The organism is Lysinibacillus sphaericus OT4b.31, assembly GCF_000392615.1.
In the GTDB taxonomy this organism is placed as follows: Bacteria; Bacillota; Bacilli; order Bacillales_A; family Planococcaceae; genus Lysinibacillus; species Lysinibacillus sphaericus_B.
In genome coordinates, this window is record NZ_KB933398.1 from 1,868,635 (window position 1) to 1,886,957 (window position 18,323).

General features: G+C 36.8%; 18 protein-coding genes. 13 read left to right on the plus strand and 5 right to left on the minus strand.

All coding sequences use genetic code 11. The annotated features are described in order from the left end of the window. Window positions 1-175, minus strand: a 175-nt coding sequence (locus H131_RS26090; RefSeq protein ID WP_010858702.1) for an IS3 family transposase, incomplete at its 3' end; no start/stop codon positions are given. A 376-nt stretch (window positions 176-551) separates the two neighbouring features. On the opposite strand from H131_RS26090, the gene H131_RS08545 reads away from it, so the two are divergent. The 11 genes from H131_RS08545 to H131_RS08595 all read left to right on the plus strand — a co-directional run bounded on the left by H131_RS08545 (window position 552) and on the right by H131_RS08595 (window position 12,575). Further along, window positions 552-1,121: a glycoside hydrolase family 73 protein gene (locus H131_RS08545; protein ID WP_010858703.1), complete on the plus strand. Its 570-nt coding sequence runs from the start codon at window positions 552-554 to the stop codon at window positions 1,119-1,121. Window positions 1,122-1,133: 12 nt separating this feature from the next. Next, the gene (locus tag H131_RS08550) at window positions 1,134-1,772 is read left to right on the plus strand and encodes a response regulator transcription factor (protein WP_010858704.1); all 639 of its coding nucleotides are present in this window, start codon (window positions 1,134-1,136) and stop codon (window positions 1,770-1,772) included. Then, the gene (locus H131_RS08555) at window positions 1,769-3,103 is read left to right on the plus strand and encodes a sensor histidine kinase (protein WP_010858705.1); all 1,335 of its coding nucleotides are present in this window, start codon (window positions 1,769-1,771) and stop codon (window positions 3,101-3,103) included. The genes H131_RS08550 and H131_RS08555 overlap by 4 nt, the downstream gene beginning before the upstream one ends. A 731-nt stretch (window positions 3,104-3,834) precedes the next feature. Next, window positions 3,835-4,902 carry a sensor histidine kinase gene (locus H131_RS08560; RefSeq protein WP_010858706.1) on the plus strand — a complete coding sequence of 356 codons (1,068 nt, stop codon included), beginning with the start codon at window positions 3,835-3,837 and terminating at the stop codon, window positions 4,900-4,902. 387 nt (window positions 4,903-5,289) lie between these two features. Further along, entirely contained in the window at window positions 5,290-6,651 is a 1,362-nt protein-coding gene (locus H131_RS08565) for an ethanolamine ammonia-lyase subunit EutB (protein WP_010858707.1), read from the plus strand. A 15-nt stretch (window positions 6,652-6,666) separates the two neighbouring features. Then, window positions 6,667-7,524 carry an ethanolamine ammonia-lyase subunit EutC gene (gene eutC, locus H131_RS08570; RefSeq protein ID WP_010858708.1) on the plus strand — a complete coding sequence of 286 codons (858 nt, stop codon included), beginning with the start codon at window positions 6,667-6,669 and terminating at the stop codon, window positions 7,522-7,524. A gap of 212 nt (window positions 7,525-7,736) precedes the next feature. Then, the gene (locus tag H131_RS08575; RefSeq protein ID WP_010858709.1) at window positions 7,737-8,201 is read left to right on the plus strand and encodes an ANTAR domain-containing response regulator; all 465 of its coding nucleotides are present in this window, start codon (window positions 7,737-7,739) and stop codon (window positions 8,199-8,201) included. Between the two features lie 702 nt (window positions 8,202-8,903). Next, a complete protein-coding gene (gene vanR / locus H131_RS08580; RefSeq protein WP_010858710.1) occupies window positions 8,904-9,596 on the plus strand; it encodes a VanR-ABDEGLN family response regulator transcription factor in 693 nt (230 codons plus the stop codon). 7 nt (window positions 9,597-9,603) lie between these two features. After that, entirely contained in the window at window positions 9,604-10,710 is a 1,107-nt protein-coding gene (locus H131_RS08585) for a sensor histidine kinase (protein ID WP_230491887.1), read from the plus strand. Window positions 10,711-10,798: 88 nt separating this feature from the next. Next, window positions 10,799-11,722 carry a D-alanyl-D-alanine carboxypeptidase family protein gene (locus tag H131_RS08590; protein ID WP_010858712.1) on the plus strand — a complete coding sequence of 308 codons (924 nt, stop codon included), beginning with the start codon at window positions 10,799-10,801 and terminating at the stop codon, window positions 11,720-11,722. Window positions 11,723-11,969: 247 nt separating this feature from the next. Further along, on the plus strand, window positions 11,970-12,575 hold the full coding sequence (locus H131_RS08595) for an undecaprenyl-diphosphatase (protein ID WP_010858713.1): 606 nt from the start codon (window positions 11,970-11,972) through the stop codon (window positions 12,573-12,575). 162 nt (window positions 12,576-12,737) lie between these two features. On the opposite strand, the gene H131_RS08600 is transcribed toward H131_RS08595, so the two are convergent. The 4 genes from H131_RS08600 to H131_RS08615 all read right to left on the minus strand — a co-directional run bounded on the left by H131_RS08600 (window position 12,738) and on the right by H131_RS08615 (window position 16,017). Further along, window positions 12,738-14,006, minus strand: coding sequence for a PTS ascorbate transporter subunit IIC (locus H131_RS08600; RefSeq protein WP_010858714.1), 1,269 nt, complete (start codon window positions 14,004-14,006; stop codon window positions 12,738-12,740). Between the two features lie 132 nt (window positions 14,007-14,138). After that, window positions 14,139-14,402 carry a PTS sugar transporter subunit IIB gene (locus H131_RS08605; RefSeq protein ID WP_010858715.1) on the minus strand — a complete coding sequence of 88 codons (264 nt, stop codon included), beginning with the start codon at window positions 14,400-14,402 and terminating at the stop codon, window positions 14,139-14,141. Continuing rightward, window positions 14,402-14,857, minus strand: a complete 456-nt coding sequence (locus H131_RS08610) for a PTS sugar transporter subunit IIA (RefSeq protein ID WP_010858716.1) — start codon at window positions 14,855-14,857, stop codon at window positions 14,402-14,404. The genes H131_RS08605 and H131_RS08610 overlap by 1 nt, the downstream gene beginning before the upstream one ends. Window positions 14,858-15,111: 254 nt before the next feature. After that, the gene (locus tag H131_RS08615) at window positions 15,112-16,017 is read right to left on the minus strand and encodes a LysR family transcriptional regulator (protein ID WP_010858717.1); all 906 of its coding nucleotides are present in this window, start codon (window positions 16,015-16,017) and stop codon (window positions 15,112-15,114) included. 137 nt (window positions 16,018-16,154) lie between these two features. Between H131_RS08615 and H131_RS08620 the strand changes: the two genes are divergently transcribed. Together H131_RS08620 and H131_RS08625 are read left to right on the plus strand one after the other, a co-directional pair. Further along, entirely contained in the window at window positions 16,155-17,120 is a 966-nt protein-coding gene (locus tag H131_RS08620; protein WP_010858718.1) for an ABC transporter ATP-binding protein, read from the plus strand. Further along, window positions 17,117-18,148, plus strand: a complete 1,032-nt coding sequence (locus tag H131_RS08625) for an ABC transporter substrate-binding protein (RefSeq protein WP_010858719.1) — start codon at window positions 17,117-17,119, stop codon at window positions 18,146-18,148. Before H131_RS08620 ends, H131_RS08625 begins: the two co-directional genes overlap by 4 nt. Window positions 18,149-18,323: the final 175 nt, after the last annotated feature.

Genomic DNA, 18,323 nt, shown 5'->3' on the forward strand with positions numbered 1-18,323 from the left:
AAGTTGTACATCGTTTAATAAATGCATCTACCCCATTATGTTCGAATTGTTTCACCCATTTAAGGATTGCTTTATTATCAGTTCCCAAAGATTTAGCTATATCATGGGAACTTCCATTTCCACTTAAGTAACGCTCAACAGCTTGTAATTTATTTTCGGCAGTATATTTGACCATAGAAAAACTGCACCTCCAATTGTTAGATTGTGTCTAACAATTGGGGCGCAGTTCAAACCTTTTACAATGTAAGAGGTTTTTTTATTTGTTATAATTCAGTTTTTTAATAATTACATAAAGGCTTCACATACAGTTATCCTGGTAAAGTGAAAGTTGGGGGGAAAACCAAGAAGATTTGGCGGGTCAATGTATTACTATATTTTCTTTTTGTTACTATTACTCAGAGATTTCTTTTTAACATGAGGCCTGTTCAGTGTAGCTTTCAATTCTCTATAAAGCATTTAAAAAACTAATCCCCAAAAAAATTTTGTCAAATGAATGTAACATTCTTGTTTTAAGATACAAGAAATTAAATCATTTGAAACGAGGTTCAACAATGAAAATAATTAAATTTAAAAAAGCTTCACTAATTCTACTAGCAGTCGTGTTAGGTATACTATCTGTTTTTTGTATGATGAGACTTTTATTAAAAGATAGTAGAGAGGAAATCCATTTTATAGATGACATTGGACCAATAGCTGTGGAAATAAACCAACAAACAGGTGGCATATTTCCTAGTGTAACGATAGCACAGGCTATTTTAGAATCGAATTTTGGCAAAAGTGAATTGGCTGTAAACGCAAATAACCTTTTTGGCATAAAAGGACGGTATCAAGGAAAGTCTGTAAAAATGCCTACGATTGAATATAAGAATAATAAAAGTTATACAATAGAAGCTGAATTTAGAGCTTATCCAGATTGGAAAAATGCGTTAATTGACCATAGTAAATTAATTTTAGAGGGAACGAGTTGGAATGAACAACAATATTATGAGGTACTTGCTGCAACAAATTATCAAGAGGCAGCCTATGCATTGAAAAAAAGCCACTATTCCACAGATCCTTTGTATCCCGAAAAATTAATTGCTATTATCGAACAGTATAATTTAGGGAAATATGACAAGTAGGAGTTAGATAAAATGAATATCCTTATTGCAGATGATGAACTAGACATGTTAAAGATTTTGCAGAGCTATTTTCAAAGGGAAGGATTTACGGTATTTACTGCTACAAATGGAGCAGAGGCCCTTGATATTTTCTATCATGAAAAAATTGATTTGGCCATTTTGGATTGGATGATGCCAGAAAAAGATGGCATTACAGTTTGTCGCGAGATGAAGGAGACACAAAAAATTAAAGTATTAATTCTAACGGCTAGAGACACAGGAGAAGATGAATACCTTGCTCTATCTGATGGTGCAGATGATTATGTAAATAAACCATTTTATCCACAGGTGTTAATTATGAGAGTGAAAAAATTACTGCAAATGGAATCCGTTCAACGACTAAATGATGTTTCATTCGATATCTCAAGCCAACGCGTTTGGCGAGAGGGAAAAGAATTAGATTTAACAAAAACTGAATTCCAACTTTTACGTGTATTTAGTCAAAATAGAAGACAAATATTAACTAGAGATCAACTGCTAGATTTGGTCTGGGGTATGGATTATATGGGTGATCCACGAACGGTAGACACACATATTCGGCGCCTGCGGGAAAAAATTGGAGAGGATATTATCCAAACGCATCGAGGTGTTGGATATAGTACAAGCGAATGAAACATAAAATTGGAACAAAATTGACTATTTATATCACGCTTGTTGTAATCATCACTTTTAGCATTTCTCTTGTGGTGAGCCAGTTTTTTCTACCAAAATTTTATCTCTATCAATTGAACCAAAAAGTAACGAATGCTTTGGTCGCTTATCAGAATTATGATGATGAAAGCTTGGTGGAGCGTCAATTTGATGTAACGATACTTTCAGTATCGCTTGATGATAATATAAATGACCTTAATGAAAACTTAAAACAACAACTGTCAAGAGAACATATTGCCCTTAATAAATTTTGGGTTTCTCATGAAGTATTACAAAAAGTGGCTGAAGATAAAATTGTGGGCAAGCTTTATGATCAAGGGAAACAAAAGTCTAGTTTTATTGTGCATTATGCAAAAGAAGGTAACCAGCTAATGATGATTGGGTCCTCTATGGCTAAATTTACTGACATTGCTTATTTTATTAATCGATTTAACCTAATTCTTTTAGCCATTAGTATATTCGTGATTATGGTAGTTACAGCCATTCTATCTCGAAAACTAACAAGTCCGCTAAATGAACTTAAAAAAGTGGCAAAAGAAATTGGGGAGTTGGATTTTAAGCAGGCTGAAATTCGAACAGGTGATGAAATCGAGGAACTTGCGAGAAGTATCAATAAAATGAGTAAGGCACTTGAATCAGCGCAACAGATATTAACAAAACGCAACATTGATTTAAAGCAATTTATGATAGGTTTAACACATGAGCTTAAAACGCCTCTTGCCCTGATAAAGGTGTATTCGAGTGGAATAAAAGACGGTTTAGATGATGGGACTTATCTAACAGTTATTAATAAGCAAGTTGATAGAATGGAAAAAATAATTACAGATATGCTTTATTTTGCTAAAACGGAAGAAAACGATTCTAAAAAAACCAGTTTTGATTTAATTGAGTTAATACAAGAGATAGTGAATAGTTATCAACCGATACAAGGGGATAAAATAATTCAACTTAAAACGGATGCTACTGAATTCATACTGAAGGCAGAGCAGGAAAAAGTCCATTTTATTTTAGAGAATATGATTAGTAATGCAGTAAAATACACTTCAGGAGATGATATAGATATTTCCCTTGAAGAAAATGGCGTGTTTGAAATTAGTAATGCTACAACTCTTATTGATATTTCTAGAATATGGCTGCCTTTTTATGTCGGAGAAAGTTCTCGTGACAAGCATTTTTCAGGTACTGGGCTTGGACTTGCAACCGTTAAAAGTCTTGCAGAGCAATTAGGCTATTCTGCTGAAGCTACACTCGCAAACGGAAAAATAACTTTTAAAATAGGATTTATCGAATGATATGAGTATTGATTTAACGAGGGTTTTCGTTAATCAGTCTAAGCTCATTTCAGATTGATGACAAAAGGTATTCGAAATAATCACATTGCGAATACCTTTTGAAACAATTTTTGTATCCCTCGTAAGGTTTTTCAACATATACCATGCCTTCTTTGGCACCCGCAAAGACAGGTTCATTCTAGCCATCACCGCAATTATTTATAGACGTACACTAGTTGATTGGAGCGCAGGCGGCGACTTCTGCAAAGAATAGCATGGAATGAAGGCCCCGCAGAAGCGAAGTGACGAGGAGACTGAAGCCATGCCTGCGAAAAGCGTCCGCCATAGTAGAAAGCAACGGGCTCATATAGATGCTTCTATGTTGAAAAGAAAAGAGACTGTAAACATTAAGTATTTTCGAGACCTGATATGCTACTAATGGATAGATAAAATTAAGATCAATAGCAGCTTACAATTTGCGTACGAAATGGTCTTCAGGCACTATTTGGTCCATTGTCAGCACTTCTAATTGTTGTCGTTCATTATTTATATTTCTTCATCCTATCCATCATCTTAATAACCCCCGTATACTTGTTGATTGGAGCGCAGGCGGTGACTTCTGCAAAGAAAAGCATGGTCTGAAGGCCCCGAGGATGTAGATATGTTAAATCGATTTACTAGTTTGTTACATTGAACACACTTTTTGTTTTTGCTATAGTGTTTGAAAACTAGAAAAAGGGGACGTATAGGTCATGAAAGAAATTTTAGACTTAAACCACTTAACCGGTTTATCAAATGAACAGTGTGAAATTATTTTAGTTGCGGCTCAGAACCTGCAGATAATAGCTGACCTTTCTCAAGCAGATATATTTATTAATTGTCTGTTGAAAAAAGACAATGCATCTTTAGTTGTAGCTGAAGCAAAACCTACTACGACGCCTACTTTGTATAAAAAAAGTATGTTAGGGCATATAGCATTTGAAGAAACGGAACCAGGTGTAATATTTAGTTTAAAAACTGGCAAACTAATTTTTAAATCAAGAGGGATAACGGAGGAGCGTGGAATCATGCAACAAGACATTATTCCTATAAAAGACCTGGGTGGGGAGACCATTGCCGTGTTAATTAAAGAAAGGGATATCTCCCAAGAAGTACAGAACGAAAAAAATATGGAGCAACTTATAAATGCGACCAATAGTGAGGAAAAGCAAAGTGTATTTCAAGCCATTGTTGTTCAGGAAATCCATCACCGCGTCAAAAACAATTTGCAAGTTATTTCTAGTTTACTGCGATTACAAATGCAACGGTGTCATTCGGTGGAAGTAACGGAGGTATTTCATGACAGTATATCGCGTATATCCAGTATGGCTTTGGTTCATGATTATTTGGCACAGCGCGGCATTGAGGAAGCAGATATTAAATTTTTAATACAACAAATTTCTACATTGCTAGTCTCTTCATCCATTATTCCAGGTCAAGATATTGCTGTGTCTGTTGAAGGAGAATCGGTATTCTGTTCTCCCGAGAAAGCAACAGCTGTTGCACTGATTGTCAATGAGTTGGTTCAAAATAGCATAAAACATGCTTTTCCTGCGTTGAATCGCGGGAATATTGAAATAATTTTAAGGCAACGAAAACAAATGGCCACTATTATCGTAATGGACGATGGATGTGGGATAGGAGATTCTTTTTCCACAGGCGATATGTCTTCTTTAGGATTACATCTTGTGAATATGTTAGTGGAAGAGAGGTTGCAAGGGGTTCTGTCATTCCCACTGTCCGACAAAGGCACAAAAGTTTCGATAACCTTTCCGATTTAATAGCTATCAACGTTAGTTAATACGATCAGTTAAAATAAATTAGTAGTAGCTACTAGTGAAACTAATTCATTGTAGCGTAGAGAATTCAAAGCAAGTCACCCCAAAGAAATTTAGTTGTACAAGATTTCGAGGAAGCTTTTGTCTTGTCCGTAGCGAGCAATTCGAGCGGAAATGAGCAGAAAAGGATTGAGCTCTAATCTAACAGGTATTTATTTTCGAAAAGAGGAAGCTCTCTTTACAAAATCCTTACGAATAGTGTAAAATGAACCAAAATAATATTTGAGGCAAAGGCGCCTTTCACGCCTGAAGAAAATTTCTTCAGGGAATTGTGAAAGCGCTTTTTTTTTCGTTAATCGCAATCTTTAACATAAAAAGGGGTGTTAAATGATGAAATTGTCCTGTGTTGTAAAAGGAACTCACTATACGTTTTCGTCGGTAAGGGAGGTACTTGCAAAAGCAAGTGAAATGAAATCTGGGGACGTGATGGCGCGTATAGCAGCACAATCATCCCTAGAGCGTATGGCAGCAAAAGTAGTACTTAGTGAGATGCAGCTGAAAGAGATTTATGAGAATCCGGTTATTCCATATGAGTTAGATGAAGTAACACGCTTGATTTATGATGATATTAGCGACACGATCTACAAAGATATTCAAAATTGGACAGTTGGAGAACTGCGAAATTATATCTTGTCATCTGATACAGGTGCGTATCAATTATTAAGGCTTTCGAGGGGATTGACGAGTGAAATGATATCAGCTGTTGCCAAGCTTATGTCAAGCATTGATCTTGTTCTTGCATCCCAGAAAATGAAATATCAAGCACATTGTAATACTACAATAGGGGAGCCTGGCCGCTTGGCATTTCGTTGTCAGCCAAATCATCCAAATGATGTTCCAGAAGGAATTTTGTATTCAATTAAAGAAGGGTTATCCTACGGAGCAGGTGATGCGGTTATTGGTATTAATCCGAATGTAGATACGGTTGAATCCGTGAAAAGTCTTTTGACAATCTCACATGAATTTATTGAGAAATGGCAAATCCCAACGCAAAATTGTGTTTTGGCCCATATCACAACACAAATGGAAGCACTAAAACAGGGGGCACCTATCGCCCTTATGTTTCAAAGTTTAGCAGGCACACAAAAAGGCAACGAAGCATTCGGTATATCGAAAAAAATTCTTGATGAGGGATATGAGATGATGGCTCGTTATGGTACATCAACAGGCCCGAACTTTATGTATTTTGAAACAGGCCAAGGTTCGGAGGTATCTTTAAATGCCGACTATGGTGTAGATATGCAAACGCTTGAATCAAGAAGCTACGGCTATGCACGCCACTGGAAACCTTTCATGGTCAATACTGTTTCCGGCTTTATAGGACCGGAGACACTGTATGATGGTCGCCAATTAATTAGAGCGGATTTGGAAGATGGGTTTATGGGGAAATTGCATGGCTTGCCAATGGGAATTGCGCCCACTTACACAAATCATATGAATGCCGATCAAAATGATCAGGAAGTGGCAGGAATAATAACAGCAGTTGCAGGCGCGAATTTTTATATGGGCGTACCAGGTGGGGATGATGTTATGCTTAATTATCAAGATACAAGCTATCACGATGATGCTAGCTTACGCGAGATTCTAGGACTCCGACCACTTCGAGAATTTGAAAAATGGCTGGAAAAAATGGACCTGATGGAAAATGGCAAGCTAACAAAACGTGCGGGAGACTTATCAATTTTTGATTAAGGGAAGGGGGATACAATGAATATTCAAGAAATTGTTCAAAGAGTAGTAGAAGAAGTACAGAAAAACTTGAATTTGCCAAATGCCAATAGCCATCAAAGAACGGAAGAGATAATAGATTTTCCAGAAAAACGGATAAATGGCGTTGTAGAACCGCATAATGCTGCATCTATTGAGCGAGCACAAAGTATTACACCTGCCCGTATAGGTATTGGTCGAACTGGCACCCGCATGTTGACAACAAGCTATTTACAATTTTTAATTGATCATGCAGCTGCACAGGATGCTGTATCAAGAGGTGTAAGTGATGATTTTCTTCGGGAGATAGGGTTGCATAAGCTGGAGACAAATGCTCGTGATATGCAATCTTACTTAATGGATTTAGATTCTGGTCGAAAGCTGTCAGATGAATCGGTTAAGTTTCTTGATGAAAACGGAGATAAACGAAAAGATGTGCAAATTATTGTTTGTGATGGCTTGAGTTCTTCGGCTGTGGAAGCCAATGTAGGTAATTTATTGCCTGCTTTAATACAAGGGTTAAAATTAAAAAATATCAGCGTCGCTAAGCCATTTTTTATTAAGCGAGGACGTGTATGGGTGCAAGACCAAGTAGCTGCTATTGTTGATTGTGACCTAGTGATTTCATTGATTGGTGAAAGGCCAGGTCTAAATACAGATGAAAGCTTGAGTGCATATATGATATACCGACCTACTGAAAAAACGGTTGAAGCCGATCGGACGGTAATTTCAAATATTCATAAAGATGGACTGACACCACTTGAAGCTGGTGCCTATTTATCTGAGTTGATTGAACAAATGCTTCTTGCTAAGTGTACAGGCGTTTCTTTTGCGCAGCAAAGAAATTTAAACATGTAAGTAATGACAACATGTACCCTATGTTCGATTTATTTACTATAAATCAAGGAGTTAAGAATCAAACTGTTCCTTTTTGATAATGGCAGTAGCGTAACATGAGGTAGGGATTCATGCCGAGCCGTTAAATAGGACTGATTAATTCAAGCAAAACAATGTTGATGACACTAATTATACTATAATCATTTTTCTGTTCAGAAAGGTTGTGGTGTTTTATGAAAAAACGGATACTGATTGCTGAAGACGAACCAATTATCAGACTGGACTTGAAAGTAATGCTTTGGAATCACGGTTATGAGGTAGTCGGAGAAGCAGGAGATGGGGATCGAGCGATTGAACTTGCTTATAAATTAAAACCAGATCTTGTGTTAATGGATATAGACATGCCAAAACTAAATGGTTTAAAAGCAAGTGAGGTTATTGGTCGTCAACTGGATATACCAGTGTTGTTGATTACTGCATATAGTCAAAAACAATTTGTAGAAAAGTCTAAGCAAGATAATGTTATGGGTTATCTAGTGAAACCAGTTTCTGAAGTTAGCTTAATTTCAGCAGTCATCATTGCACTTCAACAAGCTGAGAGGACACAGAAGCTAAAGCTAACTTTACAACTCACACAAGAACAGATTCAAAAGCGAAAAATGATTGAGCGCGCCAAAGGGCAACTTGATGGAAAGTAATCAGCTATCGGGCGACTTGCGGGACCAAAATAGAAACAATGCTGCAATTGAATTTTTTAAATTGCAGCATTGTTTTTTTGCCTCATAGAACCTGCAATCCATTTGTTGGACACTGAAGTGATACCAAATAAAATTAAAGGTTTAAATTTTGAAACGACTTATAGATGAAAATAATAAAGCTAAAGTTGAAGTAATAACTTTGAATCCATATGAAAGTATTGTAGCTGCTGTACTGGTTAACGAAGAAACAAAGATACAAGAATGACAAATATAAAGTTGAAATTCCAATCCGTTGGGATCTTCTTCACTGTAGCCGTTTTGATTTTTCCACATGGAGCAGGCATCTTGATTGTTAACGTTGGGATCAAGATTATCTTAAGAAGTACTTAAGAATTTCAAAATAACTATGAAGATTTATGTATTAACTTAAAAATTTTCAAATTATTTGGTTTAATGGATGTGGAAAGAGGATAGGGGGTATTTATTTTTTAACTGGATAATTACAAAAAATGGATGAATCCAGGGTGTTGCTTTCGGCAAGCCATAAGAAGAAAGTGATTAAATGACAAGTATATTGAAAGCAGTGATATACTTCGATGTTTATGATAATATGTCACGGGAGATGAATAGAAATAATAAGGTCAGCACCTACTTATATTAGAGTGAATTCTTGGTTTAAACTATTTTAAGGAGAACAACATAGTGAGTATAAATATTTTAGTAATTGATGATGAGAAGGAAATTGCCGATTTAATAGAGGTTTACTTAAAAAATGAAAATTACAACGTCTTTAAATTTTATACAGCAAAAGAAGCCCTTCATTGTATTGACACAGTAAAGTTGGATCTTGCCATTCTTGATATCATGATTCCTGGTATTGATGGTTTTACTATTTTGCGAAAAATTAGAGAAAAATTTAATTTTCCGGTGATCATGCTAACTGCGAAGGAAGAGGAAATTGATAAGATAAATGGTTTTTCGTTAGGAGCAGATGATTATATAACAAAACCTTTTCGCCCATTAGAATTAATTGCTCGTGTAAAAGCTCAAATTCGGAGATTTACTAAGTATAATCAGGATACAAAACAAAATGAAGACATTATTGACTTTGCAGGTCTAGTCTTGAATCACAATACACGGCAAGTTTTCTTAAATGAGAGACAATTAGCTCTTACGCCTACAGAGTTTTCTATCCTTTGGTTTTTAAGCTCAAATCGAGGTAGAGTCATTAGCTCAGAAGAATTATTCAAAGAAGTTTGGAAAGAAAAATATTTTAACAGTAATAACACGGTGATGGTTCATATTCGACATTTACGAGAAAAAATGAACGATTCTGCTGAAAAACCAAAATTTATTAAAACCGTGTGGGGGGTGGGCTATACAATTGAAAAATGAGTTTGGAATGTTAAAAAGGAAAATTATTCTACAAATTATCTTCATATTAGTACTGACCATGATTATTGGTTATATTATCAACTACACTTTAATTGATGGTATGTTACAAGCACCTTTTGCGGACTGGTTTATAAGATTTTGTGAGGATGTACTTCAGTTAGACTATTACGCAGCACGAAATGCGTACAGAATATTATTTCAGCAGAATAAACATTTATGGTTAGCTATCGGACTCATTATTTTACTTCTGGTCATTTTTTATGTAGCTCTTTCTCGTTTTACCCGTTATTTTATTTTGATTAGTACAGGTGTAACGATGCTTTCTGATGAATCAGATAAAGAGATACGACTCCCTTCAGAGCTTGAATTCATGGAAAAGAAGCTAAATACTGTGAAAAGTAAATTAGAAAAACGGGCAAAGGATGCGCAAGAAGCTGAACAACGAAAAAATGATCTTGTTGTTTATTTAGCGCATGATATCAAAACACCTCTGACATCCATTATTGGGTACTTGAGTCTGTTGGATGAAGCGAAGGATATGCCTGTCGAGCAAAAAGAAAAATATGCAAAGATTACATTAGATAAATCATATAGACTTGAGCAATTAATCAATGAATTTTTTGAAATTACAAGATTTAACCTGCAGTCCATTATTTTAGATAAGGAAGCCATTAATTTAAACTATATGTTACTGCAATTGGCAGATGAATTTTATCCTTTGTTAGCGCCAAAAGGACAGCAAGCCGTTGTGAATATTCAAGGGGATATTCAGATTTTTGCTGATGCCAATAAGTTAGCAAGGGTATTTAATAATATTTTTAAAAATGCCATAGCATACAGTGATGATAACAGTACCATTGAAATTAGTGCGGAAAATGTAATAGACCAAACAATCATTACATTTACAAATAGGGGAAAGGCAATTCCTCCTCAAAAGTTAGAGATGATTTTTGAAAAATTTTATCGCTTAGATTCTTCCCGATCTACACAGACAGGTGGTGCGGGGCTGGGACTGGCGATTGCCAATGAGATTATTGTCGCCCATGGCGGAAGTATATCTGCAACGAGTAACGATGACAACACAGTGTTTACAGTACAAATTCCACATTCTTAAGAAAACTTAAGATTTCTATAATGGATTATTAAAAAAGGACTCCTTTTTCTATGTTTCAATAGAGACAATGAGAAAAGGAGTTGTTTTTATGTTAAAGAAAAAGAGTATATTTAGTCTCTTGTTAAGCATAGTCATTATTTTAATGTTTATTTTATTTGTAAAAGAAAATTCGAAGAATCCAATGGAAGACATTTTGGACTCGCCTCAGATGGAGATGCCAACGAAAAGTGATGAAAGTTTGGATATTGATTTACACAGTTCAAATGCTGTATTAGTCAATTTGGATGAAAATAAAATCTTACTGGACAAGAATAGTGAAGAAGTCATTTATCCGGCTTCTTTAACAAAAATAATGACTGTACTTGTAGCAATTGAAAATATACCGGAATTAAATGAAAAGGTTTTTCTTCCTCAAAGTATATTTGCAGATTTATATAAAAAAAATGCTTCAATGGCAGGCTTCCTTGCAAATGAAGAGGTAACCGCTAAGGATTTACTTTATGGTTCGATGTTGCCATCTGGAGCAGAAGCATCTATTGGTTTAGCAAATTTTGTAGCAGGGTCAGAGAGAAAATTTGTCAAACTCATGAATGACAAAGCACAACAGTTAGGGATGAAAGACACGCATTTTACGAATGCAACTGGCCTCCATCATCATGACCATTATACAAGTGTTAAAGATATTTCAATACTTCTACAATATGCATTAACAAACAACATATTTCGTGATGTGTACACAGCACAAAGGCACTCTACATCCCCGACCAATCTGCATCCAGAAGGCATAACATTTACAAATCGCATGTTCAAAAATATTAGTTCAAGTGACTTACCTAAAGGAAAGATTATCGGCGGCAAAACAGGCTATACAGAAAAAGCTGGCTTATGTCTAGCAAGTCTAGCTGTCATAAATGAGCAAGAATATATCCTCGTTACAGTAGGAGCTGAGGGTGACCATCATACCGAACAATTTAATATTACGGATGCATTTTCGGTGTATAGTGGCTTGTAAAAGCATTAACTATATTGGATACATGTGAATGTGAATTATGGAAACAAGCATTTGAGAATGACAATGGAGGGTCTCTTTTTTCCCACATTAACGGTCAGTAGGACACCTACCTCAAGCAGAAATAAGCAAGTTTCGAGTCAAAGTGACAATAATGTTAGACTAAACTTTTTATTGTCATCCTAAACGATGGTTCATCGGTATCTTTTTCCTTAACATAGCTGTATAAAGCTTAAAAGGAGAGAGAATCTTGAATATATCGGAAATAAATAATAATTTATTCAGAATGATTAATAGTCTAGGGAAAGAATTTCCATACATCAATTTACCAATGATTATCATTGCTGAATATACAGTTTTTTTCTTAGCTATTTTTGTTATACTGTTGTGGTTTACGAAAAATAAAGAAAATAAAATAATGCTTATTTGCGCAGGTATTGCGTTCATTTTGGCTGAAATTATAGGGAAGTTTGCAGGATTATTGCATTTTAATCACCAACCATTTGCTGTGCTTGCAAATACCAATCAATTAATCGAAAAAGCAATTGATAATTCTTTCCCTAGCGATCATACTATTTTATTTTTTTCATTTTGTATGACATTTTGGTTGTTTAAAAAAGGAAGATGGATTGGCTGGATTTTGTTAGCGATATTAGTTGGCGTTTCACGTATTTGGGTAGGCGTGCATTATCCATTAGATGTTTTTGTAGGTGCTGTTATTGGTATTACTTGTGCAAGCATCATTTACTTTACAGTGCCAAAATTAACATTTATAACAACCGTCATCACTAAATACGAAGCCATTGAAAAAGTAATCATCGCAAACTTCAGCAAGCTAAAAAAATCGAAAGTCTAGATAATATGAACTAAAATTAAAGTTACTATATTAAGAATAATTAATCTGTGCATTAAAAGTCACATCTAATCCACTTTAAAAAGGGGCTACTAAGGCCCCTTTGTCTATTTAAACGATTAACATTTGATGCAAAAAATTTGTTTCGTTTCCTAACCAATTCATTTACACCGCTCCAAATAATTTTAGAATATTAATAATGATAATACCTACTACACCGAAGTCTGAATCGCCAAAAGTTGTTCCTTCATAACCAATATCCCCCATAAATATCAGCAGGATGGCTGGAATAAAGCTAATTATTAAGCCATTGGCAAAGGCACCTGCCATGGAGCCGATTCGCCCCCCCGTTGCATTCCCGAAGACCCCCGCAGCTGCACCAGTGAAGAAGTGGGGTACGAGACCAGGCACAATAACTTTTAACCCAATAAGAGGGAGGGCAAACATAGACAATAGACCAGCCAGGAAGCTAAATAAAAAGCCGATAATCACGGCGTTTGGCGCGAATGGAAAAATCGTTGGGCAATCTAATGCAGGTTTGGTATTCGGAACGAGCTTATCTGCAATCCCTTTAAATGCAGGGATAATTTCTGCAATGAGCATGCGTACACCTGCTAAAATGATGTATACTCCTGCTGCAAAAGTAATGGCTTGAATAATTGCGAAGACGATGAAGTTAGAGCCGCCTGATAATTCTTTTTCAATATAAGATTGACCAGCAAACAATGCCACAATGATGAAAAATATGCTCATTGTTAAGGAAACGGCAACCGATGTATCTCTTAAAAAGCCTAGAGATTTTGGTACTTTAATAGCTTCAGTTGATTTTGCTTTATTTCCAAAGAGTTTACCAATTTTAGCCGATACATAATAGCCAATGCTACCAAAGTGACCGACAGCAAAATCATCGCTGCCTGTAATTTGACGTACAGTTGGTTGTAAAATGGCAGGGAACACCACCATACATATCCCTAATAGTATAGAGCCAACAATAATGAGCGGAGCACCACTCATACCACCAACAGAAAGGGAAGCTGCGATTAAACACGCCATAAATAATGTATGATGCCCAGTTAAAAATATATATTTTAAAGGCGTAAATCGCGCTAACAGTAGGTTCATGATCATACCGAATACCATAATCATTGCAGTGGCAGTACCAAAATTCGTTTGAGCCGCTGCTACAATGGCTTCGTTATTTGGAATAACCCCTTGCACATTGAAGGCAAAATCGAACATTTTACTAAAATGCGTTAAAGAGCCAATTAACACGGCTGCTCCAGCACCAAGGATGACAAAGCCCATAATTGTTTTTAACGTACCTGAAAGAACGGTTGAAGCGGATTTCTTTTGGATTAGTAAGCCGACAAAGGCGAAAAGGCCGACTAGTATTGCTGGTGTACCTAAAATGTCATTCATCATAACATCTAACATACCAACACCTCATTCTATCCAAATATTTTTTAAAATCCCTTACTAACGGATGCCAAGCCACTTACTACAACATGTAATAAATGGAGGCAATGTCATTTTTGAAGTCACAACCCCACAGATTAACGTTGCACTTTATAACAACGGTGCAAGCTTTGATTTAATTTCTGAAATGCTCATCATATTAACGATACGTACAATTTTCCTCATGCCATCATCTAATTGATCCATAATATCTCCTGCGCCAATATACAGATCTGCTTGTTCTGCCGTTGCGGTTGATAAATCTGTATGTGTTACCTCGGCTTCTTTTCCGAGTTCAGTCAGTGCCTTTTTAACAGTTAATGCCATCATGAAGCTACTGCCTAATCCATTTCCACATACGACTAAAATCTTCATTATATTTGCTCCTTTGTAGCGTAGTGTTTTATTTTTTCAACAATGTTTTCTGGATGCTGGCAAGCGATAATGCTGTCGATTTGGGTGGGTTCCTGTAAAACTTGCGTTAAATCGACTAATGCCTGTAAATGAGACGCATCATCTATTGCCGCTAAGACAATGATTAAGTAAACGGGTTGATCTGGTGCGAAATGTACAGGGTTTTGTAAGCTTAATAAGCTCATTGATAATTCATTGACCCCTTCAGTTGGTCGCGCATGGGGAATCGCAACTTTAGGTGTTAGCACTACATAGGGACCATGTTCTTCAATAGCCTGTATCATCGCTTCTAAATAGCGCTGTTCTATTTTCTGTTGCTGCAATAATGGCGATGAAGCTAAGCGAATCGCATCCTTCCAGCTGTCTACCTTGTGAGCAATTTGAATCGTTTCCTTATTCAATAACTCGGAAAGCAAATTGTCATACCTCCTTCCCATTGGTATCCAAAAGACTTCTATCTATGTTATTAATGCAAGTTAGGTAATTATGTCAGGCTGGGGAAATTTTTTAGAGAAATTGTTGAATGCTGGCGGGTGTGGTTTTTACAATGACCAAGATGTGTCAAAGGCTATCAATAGTAGTATGATGTACGCGCAATCCTAACGAGCAAGTGATCTCGCAGTTGCTTGAGCACCTGCGAGTCTTGTGGAACGAGCGTAGAAAGAGGGCATTATGAATGAATGGCATTCATTTTTCTAGCTATATCGTAGATTGATTCTTTTACAAATTCATCGATTTTATTGTCTAATCTTGATTTAGGATAGACGAGCTGAATTTTTCGTGTCAGTGTCATGTCATGCAAATCTTTCTTCATCAATAGGCCAGATTTTAATTCATCCCCAAGAAGAGCAACTGATAGAAAAGCAATGGTTTTTCCAAAGGTAAGCATCTTTTTAATGGTACTGACAGAATCAAGTTCAATCGTATAAAAGGATGGCTGGAAAGGATCCATCCATTTTTCGATAAAATGATTAGTTGAACTGGATGAAGTGTGCAATAATACTTTGTTTTTAAGGACATCTGACTTTGAGATGTCTTTTTTTGTTGCCAGCTCATGATTAGGGCTTAAAGCTAATACGAGCGAATCTTCGCCAATCGTTTCATAGACGAGGGATGGATGTTGTTGTTTTGTTTCCATGATCAAACCATAATCGAGTTCCTGAAGGGCCACCATGTTTTCGATTTCAGGTGCTGTTTTTACTTCTAAGGAAATTCGAATGTCTGGATAAGCCGTGGAAATTTGATGAATAATATCAGGCATAAAAATATGCGCAGGTAGTCCACTTGCACCTAGTCGGATGGAGCCAATATGTCCGGCCAAAAGCTTTTCAAAGAAGCGATCCATGTCATGTTGTAATTGCACGATTTGGCGTGCATAGTGATAGAGCCCTTCACCTGCTTCCGTTAAGCGATAGCCGCCTGCATTCGTACGAAATAAGCGCACGCTGTATTCTTCTTCAATCGAGCGAATATGGAAGGATACAGTGGGGGGTGTAATCCCTAGCTCTTTAGCGACAGGAGCTAGTTTTTTAAAATCTACGAGTAGGCAAAATGCCTGTAATTTTAGATGATTCATTTTAACCTCCTAAAGTAAATTAGATAAAGTATTGCATTTGCTTTAGTTTATTAGAATTTTTTTAACGACATGTTAATAGTAGGTTAATATTTTCTAAATATCTGGAATTTATAGTAGAGATAGATGAGGAGGATACGATGAAAATCTCAATGACAAATATAGAGAAAAAATATGGCCAGTCACAAGCGCTGTGGCCAATTAATGTGGAGTTAGATAGTAAGTTCATCACCATATTGGGACAATCAGGCTGTGGAAAGACAACATTATTAAAAATATTAGCAGGTCTTGAAAGACCAACAAATGGTGAAATCACATTTGATGACACGATTATTTATTCTTCTAAGCTGCGCAAAAATGTGAAGCCAAATAAGCGCAATATCGCCATGGTCTTTCAGGATTTCGCCCTTTGGCCACATATGACCATTTTCCAAAACATTGCATTTGGCTTAAAGGGAATCGTGCCAAAGACAGAAATCCCTGGACGGGTAGCGTATGTGATGCGATTGGTGAACATGGAGGGGTTTGAAAAACGAAAACCGGGAGAATTATCAGGTGGACAGCAACAGCGAGTAGCGCTGGCACGGGCACTGGCCACAAATCCAAAGCTAATTTTATTTGATGAACCATTATCCGCTTTAGACGCAGTGCTAAGAGAAAAAATGCAAGATGAAATTATGCATATTATTCATGAACTAGATTGTCAGGCCATTTTTGTGACCCATGATCAAACAGAGGCAATGACAATGTCAGATCAAATTATTGTGATGGAGTCAGGTAGAATCGCACAGGTTGGTTCACCTGAAGAAATATATCATGCACCTGCAACACCGTATGTAGCGGATTTTATTGGGAAAGTTAATTGGTTGGATAAAGGTATCCGTATTGTGCGACCAGAAGGTGTATCGAGGCATCAACACCCAGGAACTATTGCCAAGCAAGCGATGATTGTGAAAAGTACTTTTGTTGGAGATCGTTATTTGGTGCAGGCGCAAGTAGAAGGCAAGCAATGGAGCTTTTATGAAGCTGTGCCACTTGAACAGGGCAAGCAACTTGAAGTTTTTGTAGATAAAAAACAAATCTATCAATTGGAGGGTTTACAGTGAAGAAACGTTTTAACTTACTAGCAACAGCAGGCGTTCTTTTAGCTTTAACATTGGCAGGTTGCGGAAATAATCAATCTGCGGGAAGTGTCAGTAATGATGCGGCGAAAGCAAAGCCGCAAGAAGTTCAAACATTAACGGTCTATTCCGCTGGTCCAGATGGTTTGGCAACAAATATTCAGCAAGCCTTTGAAGAGAAAACAGGTATGAAAGTAGAAATGTTTCAAGGGACGACGGGGAAAATTTTATCTCGCTTAGAGGCAGAGAAAAATAATCCTGTGGCAGACGTTGTTGTATTAGCTTCCGTTGCATCAATGGACGGATTAAAGGGATCAAATCAGCTACAAAGCTATAAAGAAGCTGAAAATGCAACTAAAATTAATAGCGATTGGTCAGATGCAGACGGTTATTACTTTGGCTATAGTGCATCGGCCTTAGGGATTGCTTACAATACGAAAAATACAAAAGAAGCTCCGACAGAATGGGCAGACTTAGCAAAAACGGAATGGCAAGATAAGATTAATATCCCCGATCCAAGTTTGTCAGGTTCTGCGGTAGATTTCCTGTACGGCTATGTGGAGGCAGAAAAAACTGCTTGGTATACAATCCAATCATGGAAAAAGAATGGACTACAAGTGAATGGGGCAAATAAGGAAGCGCTAGATGCTGTGATTACGGGGGATAAAAATGCAACTATCTCAGGTGTAGACTATATGGCCTACAAAGCCAAAGCTAGTGGTGAGCCAGTAGAAATTGTTTATCCGAAGAGTGGAACAGTTGTATCTCCGCGAGCAGTGGGCATTATGAAAGATGCTAAAAATGTTGAAGGAGCTAAAGCTTACGTGAATTTCTTACTGTCAGATGAAGGACAAAAACTGGTCACAGATGCTTATTTACTACCCGGCAATAACGAAATTCCTGTGAAAGACCGTGCAGCATTGGATGAAATTCCACAGTTAAATGTGAACTGGAAAGGTGCAGAAGCGAAGCAACTTGATATTTTAACTAAATTTAATGATATTTTTCGATAAGAGGCAAATGTAAAGTTCAACAATTTTCATAGAAAAAAGCGCTCATTTTAAGCGGGGGATGGCGAGTCTGCACGATGCAACCACATCTGTGGGATCTTGCCAGTTTGTTGTCCCGCAGGGGGCGTGAATTTTTCACTTACTGCTAATAGGTATAGCTCCACCCATGTTTTCTTAG

Coding starts and splice junctions, on each gene's coding strand:
- H131_RS08545 (WP_010858703.1), top strand. CDS start 552: ATGAAAATAATTAAATTTAAAAAAGCTTCACTAATTCTACTAGCAGTC.
- H131_RS08550 (WP_010858704.1), top strand. CDS start 1,134: ATGAATATCCTTATTGCAGATGATGAACTAGACATGTTAAAGATTTTG.
- H131_RS08555 (WP_010858705.1), top strand. CDS start 1,769: ATGAAACATAAAATTGGAACAAAATTGACTATTTATATCACGCTTGTT.
- H131_RS08560 (WP_010858706.1), top strand. CDS start 3,835: ATGAAAGAAATTTTAGACTTAAACCACTTAACCGGTTTATCAAATGAA.
- H131_RS08565 (WP_010858707.1), top strand. CDS start 5,290: ATGAAATTGTCCTGTGTTGTAAAAGGAACTCACTATACGTTTTCGTCG.
- eutC (WP_010858708.1), top strand. CDS start 6,667: ATGAATATTCAAGAAATTGTTCAAAGAGTAGTAGAAGAAGTACAGAAA.
- H131_RS08575 (WP_010858709.1), top strand. CDS start 7,737: ATGAAAAAACGGATACTGATTGCTGAAGACGAACCAATTATCAGACTG.
- H131_RS08585 (WP_230491887.1), top strand. CDS start 9,604: ATGTTAAAAAGGAAAATTATTCTACAAATTATCTTCATATTAGTACTG.
- H131_RS08590 (WP_010858712.1), top strand. CDS start 10,799: ATGTTAAAGAAAAAGAGTATATTTAGTCTCTTGTTAAGCATAGTCATT.
- H131_RS08600 (WP_010858714.1), bottom strand. CDS start 14,006: ATGTTAGATGTTATGATGAATGACATTTTAGGTACACCAGCAATACTA.
- H131_RS08605 (WP_010858715.1), bottom strand. CDS start 14,402: ATGAAGATTTTAGTCGTATGTGGAAATGGATTAGGCAGTAGCTTCATG.
- H131_RS08615 (WP_010858717.1), bottom strand. CDS start 16,017: ATGAATCATCTAAAATTACAGGCATTTTGCCTACTCGTAGATTTTAAA.
- H131_RS08620 (WP_010858718.1), top strand. CDS start 16,155: ATGAAAATCTCAATGACAAATATAGAGAAAAAATATGGCCAGTCACAA.